Origin of the sequence: Pseudoxanthomonas spadix (genome assembly GCF_003703395.1) — a bacterium.
GTDB classification, from domain to species: domain Bacteria; phylum Pseudomonadota; class Gammaproteobacteria; order Xanthomonadales; family Xanthomonadaceae; genus Pseudoxanthomonas_A; species Pseudoxanthomonas_A spadix.
In genome coordinates this window covers 351,872-366,690 of record NZ_RDQN01000002.1, presented here as the reverse complement: position 1 = coordinate 366,690, position 14,819 = coordinate 351,872, and the positions used below count along the sequence as shown (strand labels likewise).

Annotated in this window: 15 protein-coding genes; 8 read left to right on the top strand and 7 right to left on the bottom strand. The window is 69.0% G+C overall.

Annotated features, from left to right (window positions below):
* The 3 genes from D9R12_RS04285 to D9R12_RS04275 all read left to right on the top strand — a co-directional run bounded on the left by D9R12_RS04285 (position 1) and on the right by D9R12_RS04275 (position 3,453).
* A complete protein-coding gene (locus D9R12_RS04285; protein ID WP_122228381.1) occupies positions 1-1,182 on the top strand; it encodes a COX15/CtaA family protein in 1,182 nt (393 codons plus the stop codon).
* A complete protein-coding gene (gene cyoE, locus D9R12_RS04280) occupies positions 1,179-2,108 on the top strand; it encodes a heme o synthase (RefSeq protein ID WP_014161877.1) in 930 nt (309 codons plus the stop codon). Before D9R12_RS04285 ends, cyoE begins: the two co-directional genes overlap by 4 nt.
* A gap of 295 nt (positions 2,109-2,403) precedes the next feature.
* Positions 2,404-3,453: a LacI family DNA-binding transcriptional regulator gene (locus D9R12_RS04275; RefSeq protein WP_014161876.1), complete on the top strand. Its 1,050-nt coding sequence runs from the start codon at positions 2,404-2,406 to the stop codon at positions 3,451-3,453.
* A gap of 62 nt (positions 3,454-3,515) precedes the next feature.
* Here D9R12_RS04275 and D9R12_RS04270 read toward each other — a convergent pair whose 3' ends face one another.
* From D9R12_RS04270 to rpsU, 5 genes are all read right to left on the bottom strand, one after another.
* The gene (locus tag D9R12_RS04270; protein WP_122228378.1) at positions 3,516-4,478 is read right to left on the bottom strand and encodes a bile acid:sodium symporter family protein; all 963 of its coding nucleotides are present in this window, start codon (positions 4,476-4,478) and stop codon (positions 3,516-3,518) included.
* A gap of 273 nt (positions 4,479-4,751) precedes the next feature.
* Positions 4,752-6,476, bottom strand: a complete 1,725-nt coding sequence (dnaG, locus tag D9R12_RS04265; protein ID WP_122228375.1) for a DNA primase — start codon at positions 6,474-6,476, stop codon at positions 4,752-4,754.
* A 52-nt stretch (positions 6,477-6,528) separates the two neighbouring features.
* The gene (locus D9R12_RS04260; protein ID WP_122228372.1) at positions 6,529-7,542 is read right to left on the bottom strand and encodes a YihY/virulence factor BrkB family protein; all 1,014 of its coding nucleotides are present in this window, start codon (positions 7,540-7,542) and stop codon (positions 6,529-6,531) included.
* Between the two features lie 156 nt (positions 7,543-7,698).
* Complete coding sequence (locus D9R12_RS04255; RefSeq protein WP_122228369.1) at positions 7,699-8,145, bottom strand: GatB/YqeY domain-containing protein; 447 nt, start codon at positions 8,143-8,145, stop codon at positions 7,699-7,701.
* Positions 8,146-8,326: 181 nt separating this feature from the next.
* Positions 8,327-8,542, bottom strand: coding sequence for a 30S ribosomal protein S21 (gene rpsU, locus D9R12_RS04250; RefSeq protein WP_002808376.1), 216 nt, complete (start codon positions 8,540-8,542; stop codon positions 8,327-8,329).
* 147 nt (positions 8,543-8,689) lie between these two features.
* On the opposite strand from rpsU, the gene tsaD reads away from it, so the two are divergent.
* Together tsaD and ung are read left to right on the top strand one after the other, a co-directional pair.
* A complete protein-coding gene (tsaD, locus tag D9R12_RS04245; protein ID WP_122228366.1) occupies positions 8,690-9,727 on the top strand; it encodes a tRNA (adenosine(37)-N6)-threonylcarbamoyltransferase complex transferase subunit TsaD in 1,038 nt (345 codons plus the stop codon).
* 105 nt (positions 9,728-9,832) lie between these two features.
* Entirely contained in the window at positions 9,833-10,543 is a 711-nt protein-coding gene (gene ung / locus D9R12_RS04240; protein ID WP_122228363.1) for a uracil-DNA glycosylase, read from the top strand.
* A 7-nt stretch (positions 10,544-10,550) separates the two neighbouring features.
* Here the strand turns inward: ung and D9R12_RS04235 are convergent, their stop codons facing one another.
* Complete coding sequence (locus tag D9R12_RS04235) at positions 10,551-11,198, bottom strand: DUF2059 domain-containing protein (RefSeq protein ID WP_014161862.1); 648 nt, start codon at positions 11,196-11,198, stop codon at positions 10,551-10,553.
* A 128-nt stretch (positions 11,199-11,326) separates the two neighbouring features.
* On the opposite strand from D9R12_RS04235, the gene arfB reads away from it, so the two are divergent.
* Together arfB and D9R12_RS04225 are read left to right on the top strand one after the other, a co-directional pair.
* Positions 11,327-11,758, top strand: a complete 432-nt coding sequence (gene arfB / locus D9R12_RS04230; protein WP_122228361.1) for an alternative ribosome rescue aminoacyl-tRNA hydrolase ArfB — start codon at positions 11,327-11,329, stop codon at positions 11,756-11,758.
* 46 nt (positions 11,759-11,804) lie between these two features.
* Positions 11,805-12,365, top strand: a complete 561-nt coding sequence (locus D9R12_RS04225) for a lysophospholipid acyltransferase family protein (RefSeq protein WP_122228359.1) — start codon at positions 11,805-11,807, stop codon at positions 12,363-12,365.
* 240 nt (positions 12,366-12,605) lie between these two features.
* Here the strand turns inward: D9R12_RS04225 and D9R12_RS04220 are convergent, their stop codons facing one another.
* Positions 12,606-12,896 carry a hypothetical protein gene (locus D9R12_RS04220; RefSeq protein ID WP_122228356.1) on the bottom strand — a complete coding sequence of 97 codons (291 nt, stop codon included), beginning with the start codon at positions 12,894-12,896 and terminating at the stop codon, positions 12,606-12,608.
* Between the two features lie 357 nt (positions 12,897-13,253).
* Here D9R12_RS04220 and D9R12_RS04215 point away from each other — a divergent pair, with 357 nt between their 5' ends.
* A complete protein-coding gene (locus D9R12_RS04215; RefSeq protein WP_122228803.1) occupies positions 13,254-14,576 on the top strand; it encodes a dicarboxylate/amino acid:cation symporter in 1,323 nt (440 codons plus the stop codon).
* Positions 14,577-14,819: the final 243 nt, after the last annotated feature.

Below are 14,819 nucleotides of genomic sequence, written 5' to 3'. Positions count from 1 at the left end.
ATGCCTGCCTCCCTACGCCTGCCGTTCCGGCATTTCCACCGCATCGCCTGGCTGGCCGTGCTGATGACCGCCAGCACGATCGTGTTCGGTGGCTTCGTGCGCCTGTCCGATGCCGGCCTGAGCTGCCCGGACTGGCCCACCTGCTATGGCCGCGCCGCCTGGCCGCAGGCGCCGTCGGAGGTGGTCGACCACGCCGCCACCAGGATCCGCCCGCTGGAGACGCACAAGGCCTGGCGCGAGCAGGTGCACCGCTTCCTGGCCGGCATGCTCAGCATCGAGATCTTCGGCCTGGCGCTGATGGCGGTGCGCCGTCGCCGGCTCGGCGTGGCCGGGGTGATCGTGGCGGCGGTGCTGGTGGCCGCGGCGATCCCGCTGTACATGAAAGGCCTGCACGTGGCGGCCAGTGCGGTGGCGCTGGTCGGCGAGGGCCTGCTGCTGGTCGCGGCCTGGCGCTGGTCCTCGGCCTCTGCACCGGGCGGCGGAGGCGATCTGTCCCGGGTGGCGGTGCTGACCCTGGCGATGATCATCTTGCAGGCGCTGCTGGGCATGTGGACGGTGACCTGGCTGCTCAAACCCATCGTGGTGATGGGCCATCTGCTGGGCGGGCTGGCGACCTTCGCGCTGCTGGTGTGGATGGCCTGGCGCGCGACCCAACTGCCGATCCGGCTGGGCGAGGCCGACCTGCTCAAGCGCTGGCTGGGGATCGGGCTTGGCTTGCTGGTGGCCCAGATCGCACTCGGCGGCTGGGTCAGTTCCAACTACGCGGCGCTGGCCTGCGGCGGCGGCAGCTGGCGGATGGAGAACTTCCCGCAGTGCGTGGGCCAGTGGTGGCCGCCGCACGACTTCCGCGAAGGTTTCACCCTGTGGCGCGGCATCGGCGTGGATTACGAAGGCGGCGTGCTCGATGGCGCTTCGCGCATCGCCATCCAGATGGCGCACCGGCTGATGGCGGTCGTGGTGTTCTGCTGGCTGCTGGCCTGCAGCCTGCGCCTGTGGCGCGTGCCGAGCATGCGCGGCTGGGCGGTGGGCCTGGTGCTGGCGCTGCTGGCCCAGGTGGCGCTGGGCGTGCTCAACGTCAAGCTGGCCCTGCCGCTGACAGTGGCGGTGCTGCACAACGCCGGCGCGGTGCTGCTGACCTTCCTGCTGGTGTCGCTGCTGGCGCGGCTGAAGGGGCCGGCATGAGCGCCTGGCGTTTCTCGTTTCGCGACTACTGGGACCTGACCAAGCCGCGGGTGGTGGCGCTGATCGTGTTCACCGCGTTCGTCGGGATGATCCTGGCCATCCCGGGCCTGCCCGATGCCACCCAGCTGCGGCATGGGCTGCTGGGCTTTCTGGGGATCTGGCTGGCGGCCTCGGCCGCGGCGGCGATCAACCAGCTGCTCGATGCGCGCATCGATGCGCAGATGGCGCGCACCGCGTGGCGGCCGCTGGTGGTGGGCAAGGTCAAGCCGTGGCAGGTGCTGGTGTTCGCGCTGGTGCTGACCGCGGCCTCGATGGCGATCCTGGTGCTGTGGGTCAACGTGGTCACCGCGGTGCTGACCTTCTGCTCGCTGATCGGCTATGCGGTGATCTACACGGTGTACCTCAAGCGCGCCACGCCGCAGAACATCGTCATCGGCGGCCTGGCCGGCGCCACCCCGCCGCTGCTGGGCTGGGCGGCGGTGACCGGCATGCAGGGCCCGTGGGACTGGGGCCACAGCCTGCTGCTGGTGCTGATCATCTTCGTCTGGACGCCGCCGCATTTCTGGGCGCTGGCGATCTTCCGCCGCGAGGACTACGCCAAGGCGCTGATCCCGATGCTGCCGGTCACCCACGGGGTGGTCTACACGCGCTGGCAGATCCTGTTCTACACCGTGCTGCTGGTGGAGGCGACCCTGCTGCCGGTGCTGTTCGGGCTGAGCGGGCTGTTCTACCTGGGCGGGGCGCTGGTGCTGGGCGCGCGCTTCCTGTGGTACGCATGGAAGCTGCTGGACCCGCCGGACGAGTTTTTCGCCATGCGCACCTTTCGCTATTCCATCGTCTACCTGATGGCGCTGTTTGCCTTCCTGCTGGTGGATCACTGGCTCGGGCCGCTGCTGCCCGGCATCGCCGGGCGCAGGCTGGGCTAGTACCGTAGCCCGGAGATAACGGAACATGGTGAAAGTGGTGGATTCAAGTCCAGGGCAAGGCGCAAGCCGCCGCCAAGGCTGGCCGCCTTGGCAAGGCTTGCAACGCCGCCCTGGGCTTGAAGACGCGCTTTCACGTTTCGATATCTTCGGGTTGCGGTACTAGTATCGCCACCGGCCCTGCACCAGGCCCGCCGCGGCGCATGCACGTTGCATCGCGGCTGCGGCACCGGGCGATGTGCCGGGCAGCGCCGCGCCGGGCCACTGCAGGCCCTTCCTTTCCGCCGATCCCGTTGCCATGAGCGCAGAGCGCCGCCGCACCAAACGCAGCCCCCGTTTCACCGAGATCGCGCTCGAGGCCGGGGTCAGCCCCAGCACCGTGGACCGCGTGCTCAACGAGCGCGGCAGCGTGTCCGAGAGCCTGCGCCGCAGGGTGGTCGAGGCGGCCAAGCGCCTGGGCACCAACCGGCTGCTGCCGGACGTGCGCCACGGCGTGCTGCATTTCGACGTGGTGCTGGTACACAGCGAGGTGGCCCATTTTCGCCGCATCAACAACGCGCTGGAGCGCTATTCGGGCCTGATCGGTCCGCGCGTGACCGTGCATCGCAGCGCCTGGGGCGAGCGCGACGACGAGCGCCTGGCGCAGTTCCTGGAACAACCGCCGTATCCGCGCCACGGCCTGCTGATCGTGGCCCGCGACAGCGAGCGCATCCGCCAGGCCCTGCACGTGGTCAACGCGGCCGGCACGCCGGTGGTGACCCTGTCCTCGGACATCACCGGGGTCCAGCGGCTGGCCTACGTGGGCATCGACAACACCCTGGCCGGACGCACCGCCGGCTACCTGGCCGGGCGCTTCACCCGCAGCGCCGGCAAGGTCTGGATCGCGGTGAGTTCGATGGAATTCCGCGCCCACATCGAGCGGGTGGAAGGCTTCACCCAGATCGTGACCGAGCAGTTCCCGCACCTGGACCCGCTGCCGCCGGTGGAGATGTTCGACGATGTCGAACGCGCCTACGCCCAGCTGCACGATGCGCTGCGCCACCACCACGACATCGTGGCCATCTACAACACCGGTTCGGCCTCGGCCGGCATCCGCCGCGCGCTGCGCCGGCATCCGCTGGCCACCTCGCCGGTGTGGATCGGCCACGAGGCCACCCGCGAGCACGCCGACCTGCTGCGTGCCGGCGACATGGCCGCCACCCTGGACCAGGACCCGGAAGGCCAGGTGCTGTCCGGCCTGCAGCACCTGCTGCATGCCAACGAGGAGCTGGAGCAGGCGCCGGAAGGCCGCACTCGGTTCCGCCTGATCACACCGGAAAACCTGGGCCAGTTCGAACTGTTCGCGTAGGGCGGGTCTTGACCCGCCAGGCATGGTTCAACGGGCATCGCGGTGGCGGGTCAAGACCCGCCCTACTGGCGCGCGTAGCGCTGGGCGACCACCGCGCACACGATCAGCTGGAGCTGGTGGTAGATCATCACCGGCAGCACGATCGCGCCCAGCGCACTGCTGGCGAACATCACCTTGGCCATCGGCACGCCGGTGGCCAGGCTCTTCTTGGAGCCGCAGAACACGATGGCGATCTGGTCGGCGCGCTCGAAGCCCAGGCGCCGGGCCAGGAAGGCGACCAGCGTCATCGCCACGCCCAGCAGCAGCGCCGCCAGCACCACCACGGCCAGCAGCGACCGCAGCGGCGTGTCGCGCCACAGGCCTTCGCTCACCGCCGCGCTGAAGGCGGTGTAGACCACCAGCAGGATGGTGCCCTGGTCGGTGTAGCGCAGGATCGCGCGCCGCCGCGCCACCCAGCCGCCGATCCACGGCCGCAGCAGGTGACCGGCCACGAACGGCACCAGCAGTTGCAGCAGGATCTTGCCGATCGATTCCAGCGGACTGCCCATCGCACCCTGGCCACCGGCGATCAGGGCCAGGATCACCGGGGTCAGGAACACGCCCAGCAGGCTCGAGACCGAGGCCGAGACCACCGCCGCCGGCACGTTGCCGCCGGCCATGGATGTGAAGGCGATCGAGGACTGCACCGTGGACGGCAGCGCACACAGGAACAGCAATCCCAGCGCCAGTCCCGGCGTGAGCAGGTGGCTGGCCAGCGGATGCAGGGCCAGGCCCAGCAGCGGAAACAGCACGAAGGTGCACGCCAGGATCGTCACGTGCAGGCGCCAGTGCAGCGCCCCGGCCAGCACCGCCTCGCGCGACAGCCGCGCACCATGCAGGAAGAACAGCGCGGCGATGGCGATGTCGGTGATGTGGTCCATCCACACCGCCGCGGTGCCATGGACCGGCAGCAGCGAAGCCAGCAGCACGGTGCCCAGCAGGGTCAGGGTGAAAGGATCGATGCGCAGGCGCTTGAGCAGGTTCACGGCAGATCGCGTTGCAGATGCAGGAAGTGCAGCTTAACGGGGCGCCGCCGAATGCGCCTTGTCTGGTGGCATAGGCCATGTATGGCGCGCGTCTTGAGCTCCCTGGGCACCGCGCGCGGTCGCTTGAGCCCCTCTCCCACCGGGAGAGGGGTTGGGGTGAGGGTCTGGCGGAGTCCGTGCAGGTGCAAGCGTCGTTGGTTTCGCCGGACCCTCATCCGCCCCTACGGGGCACCTTCTCCCGAGGGGAGAAGGGAAGCGTCGTCACCATCATGCTCAATGCCCGCCGGCGCGAATCTTCAGCAGCTCGCGCAGCTCGTACTTGTCGGTTTCGTCCAGACCCTGGGCGCGCTGCTTGGCCAGCAATTCGTCCAGGCGCTGCTGCAGGGTCTGCTTCTCCAACTGGATCACCGCATCGTGCAGCTCCTGGCGCCAGGCCGGTTCCTCGCCGGGCAGGTCGTGGATCATCAGCTGCTGCAGCGCAGGCAGTTCCTCGCGCTCGGCGAAGTGCTCCAGCAGCGCGCCGGGGGTGATGTCCGGGCGCGTGCGGATGATGTCCAGCAGCTCGGTCAGCAGTTCCACCCCGGGCTGGCGCAGGCCGGCGAAGGTGTAGGGCGTGGGCACGTCCAGCGCCAGCGACGGCGCATGCAGCACGCGCACGATCGCGCTGCGCACCAGGCTGGGCCGCTGCTGCGGGCCACGGGCGGTGCCGCGCGGTGGCACGCGGCGCGGCGCCGGCGGCGGGTTGGCGCCCACCCCGGTGATCCGGGTCAGCTGCGCGCGCATCAGATCGCCGAACGCCCCCTCGGGAATCTGCGCCAGCAACGGCTTGGCCTTTTCCGCCAGGCGCGCCTTGCCGTCGAGCGTGCCCAGGTTGATCTCCTTGGACAGTTCGTCGAAGAAGAATTGCGACAGCGGCGTGGCTTGGGCCAGACGCGCGGCGAAACCTTCGGCGCCTTCCTTGCGCACGATGCTGTCCGGGTCCTCGCCGTTGGGCAGGAACAGGAACAACGCCTGGCGCCCGTCCTTCATCCGCGGCAGCACCGATTCCAGCGCCCGCCAGCCGGCGCGCTGGCCGGCCGCGTCGCCATCGAAGCAGAAGTACACGTCGGCGGCATTGCGGAACAGCAGTTCGGCATGATCCGGCGTGGTCGCCGTGCCCAGGGTGGCCACCGCACAGGTGACGCCGAACTGGAACAGGCTGACCACATCCATGTAGCCCTCCACCACCACCAGCCTGTCGATCTTCTGGTTGACCTGGCGCACCTGCCACAGGCCGTACAGCTCGCGGCCCTTGTGGAACAGCGGGGTCTCGGGGCTGTTGAGGTACTTGGGGCCGTCTTGCTTGTCCAGCACGCGGCCGCCGAAGGCGATCGTGCGCCCGCGCCGGTCGGCGATCGGGAACATCACCCGGTCGCGGAACTTGTCATAGACATGGCCGCGCTCGTTCCTGGAGAACATGCCGCCGCGCTCGAGCAGCTGGATGCGGCGGGCATCGGACCCCAGCGCATCCTTCAGCGCCGAATAGCCGTCGGGCGCGTAGCCGATGCCGAACAGCGTGCGGGTGGCTTCATCCACGCCGCGCGCCTCCAGGTAGGCCCTAGCCTTGTCGCTGCCGGCGAGTTGGCGCTGGAAAAACCTGGCGCTGGCGTCAAGGACCGCATACAGGTCGCGGCTGTCCTGGTTCTGCTGATGTTGGACCGCTTCGCGCGGCACCTCCATGCCGGCGCGCCTGGCCAGTTCATCGACTGCGTCCAGGAACTCCAGGCGGTCGTAATTCATCAGGAAGCTGATCGCCGTGCCATGCGCGCCGCAGCCGAAGCAGTGATAGAACTGCTTGGTCGGCGAGACGGTGAACGAAGCCGAACGCTCGTCGTGGAACGGGCAGCGCGCCGAGTATTCCTTGCCCTGTTTCTTCAATGGCACGCGCGCGCCGACCACCTCGACGATGTCGGTGCGGGCAAGCAGGTCATCGATGAATGCGTCGGGGATGCGGGCCATGGCAGGCAGCTAGGATGCCATGCCGGTCAAGCCACGCATGGGCCCAGGGATTTCAGGTGCGCGGCGCGGGATCGTGCTGCTGCGCGGCCAGGCCTTGCGCCGGCAGGTCGTCCCGATCCGGATCCAACGCGCCCGGCGGGCCTTCGTGCTGCCCGCGCTCTGCGGCCAGCCGGGCCTGCTTGCGTGCGGCGTGGGCATCGACGCGCTCGTCGATCACTGCGGTGATCAGCGCGCCGACAAAGAACACCACCGTGGCGTAGTAGATCCACACCAGCATGATCACCAGCGCGCCCATCGAGCCGTACGCGCTGCCCGGTTCGGTCCGGACCAGGTACAGGCCAATCGCATAGCGGCCCAGGATGAACAGCCCGGCGGTGATCGCCCCGCCCAGCAACGCCTGGCGCCATTCCACGGTGCGATCGGGCAGATATCGGTACAGGAAGCCGAAGGCCAAGATGTACAGCGCCAACGTCACCGCGTTGCCCAGGACCGGCAGCAGCGAGGGCACGTTGGCGAAGAGCACCTGCACCGCGGTGCTGGCCAGCATCGACACCAGCAGCACAAAGCCCAGCGCCAGCACCACGCCAAAGGAAAACACGCGCTTCTTCAGCCAGGCCAGCAGGCCGCCGCCCAGCTCCTGGGCATCGGTGGAAAAGATCAGGTTCAGCGCCGCCTGCAGCCGCGCGAACACCGCCGTGGCGCCGAAGAACAGCAGCAGCGTGCTCCAGATCCCGGCCAGCGAGCCGAGGCTGGGCCGCGCCTTGGCGTTGTCCAGCACCGCCTGGGCCACGCCGCGCGCCTCATTGCCCGCCAGCGTGCCGATCTGGTCCATCAACGCATCCTGGGCCGAAGGGTAGGCCGAGGCAGTCAGCCACAGCAGCAGCACCAGCAGCGGCGCCAGCGACAACAGGGCATAGAACGCCAGCGCGGCGGCCTGGGTCATCAGGTCGCTGTCGGAAAAGCGCCTGGCCATCGCCACCGGCAGGCTCTGCTGCAGGCTGTTGAGGCGTCGCTGCAATTTGTCGGCGGAAGGCAGCTGCACGGATGCGCCATCGATGGAGAACACGCCCGAGCATGCCCCGGTGCGGCGTCACCATGCAGTGAGCGCGAAGTTCAGATTGCGTGTTGCCGCCTGCACCCTGCGACCATGCGCTGTTGCCTTGGAAACGCGCGTGCCGTGCTTGCTGCCGCCAGCAGCAGCGCGTCGGCCCGCGGCGAGGTGTCAGCCGGCCAGCTTCTGCTTGATCAGCCTGGACACCAGGCCCATGTCGGCCTGGCCGGCCAGCTGCGGCTTGAGCACGGCCATCAGCTTGCCGATGTCGGCCGGGCTGCTGGCGCCGGTCTGGGCGATGGCCGCCTCGATGGCCGTCTCGATCGCGGCCTGGTCCAGCTGAGCCGGCAGGTAGGCCTGGATCACCTCGATCTCGGCGCGTTCGATGGCGGCCAGGTCCTCGCGGCCGGCCGCTGCATACTGGCTGACCGAGTCCTTGCGCTGCTTGACCATCTTCTCCAGCACCGCCAGCACGGCCGCATCGTCCAGCTCGGTGCGCTCGTCCACCTCGCGCTGCTTGATGGCCGCATTGATCAGGCGGATCACGCCCAGGCGCTGTTTCTCGCCGGCCTTCATGGCGATCTTCATGTCATCGGTGAGGCGTGCTTTGAGGCTCATGGGCTTTCCGGATAGGAAATGCACCGCGCGTGCGCGCCGTGCGTGGGAGTGCGGGGAACCATTTTTTAATGAACGTGAGGAACGACAAAAAGCCGGCGACGCTCGCGCGTGCCGGCTCCTGGTCGCAGCCCCCACCTGCCTGCTGCGCAGCGCAGCTACCGGTGGGGCGACCTGCCTGCGCTCAGTACAGGCGCTGGCGCTTGGTGACGTCGCGCGAGGAGCGACGCAGCTGGCGCTTCACCGCGGCGGCGGCCTTGCGCTTGCGTTCCTGGGTCGGCTTTTCGTAAAACTCGCGCTTGCGGGTTTCGGCCAGGACACCGGCCTTCTCGCAGGTGCGCTTGAAGCGACGGAGCGCAAATTCAAAAGGCTCGTTTTCGCGGACTTTGACGCTGGGCATGGATTCTCCGGACACAAAAGACCGGGCTTCGACCCGGTGAGCCGCGTATGATAGCCAGCCTCCCGCCCCACATGCAAGCCTGCTTCGGCCCGGCCTTTGCTCCTGCCCCTCGGTTCTCACTTCTCCCCCCACTCATTCCTTAGCTTTATGCGCGTGCTCGGCATCGAAACCTCCTGCGACGAAACCGGCGTGGCCGTCTACGACACGGCCCTGGCCGGCGCGGCCGGGCTGCGCGCCCACGCGGTGTACAGCCAGATCGCCCTGCACGCCCGCTACGGCGGGGTGGTGCCGGAACTGGCCAGTCGCGACCACGTGCGCAAGCTGCTGCCGTTGATCCGCCAGACCCTGGACCAGGCCGGTCTGCACGCGCGCGATCTGGACGGGGTGGCCTACACCGCAGGTCCCGGCCTGGTCGGGGCGCTGTTGGTCGGCGCCGGCGTGGCGCGGGCGCTGGCCTGGGCGCTGGACCTGCCGGCGCTGGGCGTGCACCACATGGAAGGCCACCTGCTGGCGCCGCTGATGGAGGACGACCCGCCACAGGCGCCGTTCGTGGCGCTGCTGGTGTCCGGCGGCCACACCCAGCTGGTGGCCGTCGAGCAGATCGGCCGCTACCGGCTGCTGGGCCAGACCCTGGACGATGCGGCCGGCGAAGCCTTCGACAAGACCGCCAAGATGATGGGCCTGCCGTATCCGGGCGGTCCGCAGCTGGCGGCGCTGGCCGAGCAGGGCACGCCGGGCCGGTACAGGTTCGCCCGCCCCATGACCGACCGGCCGGGGCTGGATTTCAGCTTTTCCGGGCTCAAGACCCAGGTGCTGCTGGCCTGGCGAGACAGCGACCAGTCCGATGCGACCCGCCGCGACATCGCCCGTGGCTTCGAGGATGCGGTGGTGGACACCCTGGTGATCAAGTGCCAGCGCGCGCTGGAGGCCGCCGGCAGCAAGGTGCTGGTGGTGGCCGGCGGGGTCGGCGCCAACCAGCGCCTGCGCGCCAGGCTGCACGAATCGGCCGCGCGCCACGGCGGCCGGGTGTGCTTCCCGCGCCCGGCGCTGTGCACCGACAACGGCGCGATGATCGCCTTCGCCGGCGCCCTGCGCCTGCAAGCCGGCCAGCACGACGACGCCCAGGTCAAGGTCACCCCGCGCTGGGACATGGCCACGCTGCAGGCGCTCGCGCCGGCGGCGTGAGTGAGCTGTTCCTGCCGTGCCGATCGCATCACCCACGGCGCGGCGGGTGACCTGACGCGCACATCGCGGCATGCTGGCCGACTGTTCTTGCCAACGCGTGCTGCCATGTCCGATCCCGAACCCCGCATCCAGCTTGAGCCGTCGTGGAAGGCGCGGGTGGGCGATTGGCTGCTGCGGCCGGAGATGCAGCAGCTGTCGGCGTTCCTGCGCCAGAGCAAGGCGGCCGGCGTGCACGTGTTTCCGCCGGGGCCGCAGATCTTCGCGGCCTTCGAGGCCACGCCCTTCGACAAGGTCAAGGTGGTGATCCTGGGCCAGGACCCCTACCACGGCGCCGGCCAGGCGCACGGGCTGTGCTTCTCGGTGCCGCCGGGCGTGCCGGTGCCGCCATCGCTGCAGAACATCTACAAGGAACTGGCCAGCGACGTCGGGGTTGCGCCACCCGACCACGGCTGCCTGAGCCCGTGGGCGCGGCGTGGCGTGCTGCTGCTCAACGCGGTGCTGACGGTCGAGGAAGGCCGCCCCGGCGCACACCGGGGCAAGGGCTGGGAGGGCTTCACCGACCAGGTGATCCAGGCCCTGGCGGCCGAGCGCGAACACCTGGTGTTCATGTTGTGGGGCAGCTATGCGCAGGCCAAGGGCAAGGTCATCGATCCCGCCCGGCACCGGCTGCTCAAGGCGCCGCATCCCTCGCCGCTGTCGGCGCATCGCGGGTTCCTGGGCTGCCGGCATTTCTCCCAGGCCAACCAGTACCTGGAACGCCACGGGCTGGGCGCGGTGGACTGGACGCTGCCGCGGCGCGCGCAGCTGGAAGCCTGACCGCCGGTCAGGGCTCCTTCTGGGGGGTGGTCGTCTTGGTGGCCGTGCCTGACTTGCTGGACGAGGACTTCTTGCTGCTGGTGGACTTCTTTCTGGTGCTGCTGGTCGCCGGCTTCTTGCGCGCTTCCGGCGGCGATACCGGCGGGGCCGGGAGCGGCTCGGCCGAGACGGTCTTGACCTCGGCCTGCAGGGCTTCCAGCTGCGGGATCATCTTCTGCTGGATGGCCACCATCAGGGTCTGCATCATCACCGGGGTCCGGTCGAGCAGGTGCTGGCCGGCCCTGGACTCGTAGAACCTGGTCATCGCCTTGACGTCGTCGTCGTCGAAGGTCTTGCGATACACGTCCAGGTACACCGGGCGCATCGATTCCCAGGCCAGCGCCTGGCGCACGATGTTGGAGGTCTTCAGCTGGATCTGCTGGATCTCGGCCTGCTGTTCGGGGCTGAGGGTCTTGCCCTGGGTCAGCTGGGCGAACTGCTCGCGCTGCATGGCTTCCACCTGCGGCTGGATGCCCGCCAGCATGCTCTGCGCGCGCGAGGCGGTGAGCAGGCGCTCGATCTCCTCGTCGGTGGGTTCGCGGGCCAGCGCGGGCGGGGCGATCGCAGCCATCAGGGACATCAGCAGCAGGACAGGTGCGAATCGGGGATATGGCATGCGCAGCTCGAGCGTGAAGCGAGGCAGGCGATGGTGCCGAGGTGGCGCGTGCGCCGTGTAAAAATTTCACTAAATGGTCGCAGTGGTCAGCCGTGGGTAGCCACGCCGATCCCCTACAATGCCGGCCCATGGCCGCCGGCTCCCTGCAGATCACGCCCCAGCTGACGATCCCCGACGACGAACTGGTCGAGCGTTTCGTGCGCGCCAGCGGTGCGGGCGGACAGAACGTCAACAAGGTCGCCACCGCGGTGGAGCTGCGCTTCGACGTGGCCGGCTCGCCCTCGCTGCCCGAGCTGCTGCGCAGCCGCCTGCTGGCCCGGCGCGACCGCAGGCTCACCGATGAAGGCGTGCTGGTGATCGAGGCCCAGCGCTTCCGCACCCAGGACCGCAACCGCCAGGATGCTCGCGAGCGGCTGGCGCAGATCATCGCCCAGGGCCTGTCGGTGCCCAAGCCGCGGGTCGCCACCCGGCCCACGCGGGCCTCCAGGCTGCGCCGGCTCGATGCCAAGAAGACCCGCAGCCAGGTCAAGCGCAACCGGAACACCCGTGACTGGGACTGAGCCCACGCCACGGCCGCCCGGCCAGATCCCGGTTGCCCCGCCCAACATGCCCCGGGTGAAGCCCAACCGCTTCACCCGCTGGTGCGGGCGCAGCCTGCTGCGCCTGTGCGGCTGGCGCATCGCCGGCGAGCTGCCCGACGTGCCCAAGCTGGTGATGATCGTGGCGCCGCACTCGTCCAACTGGGACGGGCTGTGGGGCATGGCGGTCAAGATCGCCTGCGGCTTCGAGGTCAAGGTGCTGGGCAAGGCCCAGCTGTTCTGGTGGCCGCTGGGACCGCTGCTGCGCCGGCTGGGCGCGATCCCGGTGGACCGCGCCAACGCCGGCGGCGTGGTGCGCCAGGCGGTGGACGCCATTCGCGCCGCCCCGCGCATCTGGTTCGTGGTCACCCCGGAAGGAACGCGCAAGCGCGTGGAGAAGTGGAAGAGCGGCTTCTACAAGATCGCCGTCAGCGCCCAGGTGCCGATCCTGCTGGCCTACTTCCACTACCCGGAGAAAATCGTCGGGCTGGGGCCGTTGTTCCATCCCACCGGCGATGCCGAGGCCGACATGGCCGCGATCCGCGCCTGGTATGCCCCGTGGATGGGCAAACACCGCGGCAGCACCTGATCGGTTGCGCGGCGCGCGTTGCGCGTCTTCATGGCAGGCGCGCGCCCCCGCTGTTGTGCACGAACAGGGCGCAAGCCTTGTTCCGCGCCTTGCCGCCTGGCGCACGCGCACGTAGATTTCCGGGTGCAGGCCTTGCAGGCCGTGCAGCTCGTCAGCGCATGCCCGCACCATGGCCGCGGCGAAGGCCAGCAAGCCACCGCTGCCAGTGCAGTCCCCGGCCGACCAAAGCCCGACGGGCTGCTAGGAGTTCCCCGCCGGGCCACGGGTCTTCACCAGCGCGACCCCGTCGGCCACCGAGATGTCGTCCGGCGAACCGAGCCAGGCACGGATCTGGATGTCGTCCACTTCCCGCTCAAGCTCCAGCTGCATCTCGATGCGGCCGGTCGGATCGGGCAGCGCCCAATGCTGGGCCAGCACCTTGCCCTGGCCATCCATCGCCTCGACCCAGAATGCGTGGCTGGGGCGATGGCGGGTGTTGAGCGTGACCTGGTAGCGCCCTGGCGCGGTCTGGCGCAGGGCAGATCCGACCATCACCAAGCCGTGTGCAACCGGCAGATCGCCACCACACGGGGCCTGGCCGGGAAACGGTCAGGCTCCATGTCGGCCCGGTGCTGTCCAGGGATGCCCGCGCCGGGTGAGGCGTTCCGAAAGGTCGCGCACGGCCACCGCCTCGCCCGGGCCAGGGGCGAGGCGGCCATTTGCGCGCGTTGGCGGCAAGAAGTTCCCGATCGGCCAACCAGGCAGAGCCAAGTGCGCGGCGGCGTCTTCACCCTTCGCTGCCATCGGGCCGGTCATTAGTACCAAGGTGCCGGCGTCGGCTGGGTTGCGCCGGTTTCGTGAGCAATGCCGCCAGGCCGCCCGCGCCCGTTCACCAGTGAGTCCACCAAGATGCATGTCCCCAACTCCGGGCTCGCGCCCGCCAGACCGCTTCCGTTCTACCGGCACCTGTACTTCCAGGTGATCGTGGCCATCGTCATCGGGGTGCTGGTCGGTTACTTCGACCCCCGGCTGGGCGAATCGCTCAAGCCGCTGGGCGATGCCTTCGTCAAGCTGGTCAAGATGATCATCGGCCCGGTGATCTTCCTGACCATCGTCACCGGCATCGCCGGCATGACCCAACTGAAGAGTGTCGGCCGGGTGTTTGCCAAGGCGATGATCTATTTCCTGTTCTTTTCCACCCTGGCGCTGATCGTGGGCATGGTGGTGGCGCACGTGGTCCAGCCAGGCGCGGGAATGAACGTCAACGTGGCCGACCTGGACCAGAGCAAGGTCGATGAGTACGTCACCGCGACCCACGAGATGACCGTCACCGGCTTCCTGATGGACATCATCCCCAAGACCCTGGTCAGCCCGTTGGTGGGCGAGAACATCCTGCAGGTGCTGTTCGTCTCGGTGCTGTTCGGGATCGCGCTGGCGCTGGTGGGCGAACGCGGCCGCCCGGTCCTGGATTTGCTCAACGCGCTGACCACCCCGGTGTTTCGCCTGGTCCATCTGCTGATGAAGGCCGCGCCGATCGGTGCCTTCGGTGCGATCGCCTTCACCATCGGCAAGTACGGCCTGGCGGTGCTGGCCAACCTGGCCTGGCTGGTGGGCAGCTTCTACCTGACCTCGCTGCTGTTCGTGCTGGTGATCCTGGGGCTGGTGGCGCGCCTGTGCGGCTTTTCCATCCTCAAGCTGATCGGCTACCTCAAGGCCGAGCTGCTGCTGGTGCTGGGCACCTCCTCCTCCGAGTCGGCACTGCCCTCGCTGATGGAAAAGATGGAACAGGCCGGCTGCAGGAAGTCGGTGGTCGGCCTGGTGGTGCCGACCGGCTACTCGTTCAACCTGGATGGCACCAACATCTACATGACCCTGGCGGCGCTGTTCATCGCCCAGGCGACCAACACCGAGCTGACCCTGGGCCAGCAGATCACCCTGCTGCTGGTGGCCATGCTCAGCTCCAAGGGCGCCGCCGGCGTCACCGGTGCCGGCTTCATCACCCTGGCGGCCACGCTGTCGGTGGTGCCGGAAGTGCCGGTGGCCGGCATGGCGCTGATCCTGGGCGTGGACCGCTTCATGTCCGAGTGCCGCTCGCTGACCAACTTCATCGGCAACGCGGTGGCCACCATCGTGGTCTCGCGCTGGGAGAACGCGCTGGACCGCGACCAGCTCAAGGCGGCGCTGGACGGCAAGCTGGAAAGCGACCCGGACCGGCTGCCGATCCGGGGCTGAGCCATGGCCGACCACAGCCGACAAGCCCCTGGCGGGTCGGTCGTGGGAACCGATACCGCGTCCGTGGGAGCCGCTTCAGCGGCGATGGAGCCTTCCCGGTAGAGCCCATCGCCGCTGAAGCGGCTCCCACATCGCCTTTGTCGGCCGCGCCGCCAAATGGGAGATGCACCCCCGCTGCCGGTTCGGTCAGCGACGCGGGGCTAGAATCGACCCTCGCCAGCTTTCCAGGACGCCTCGCCGCCG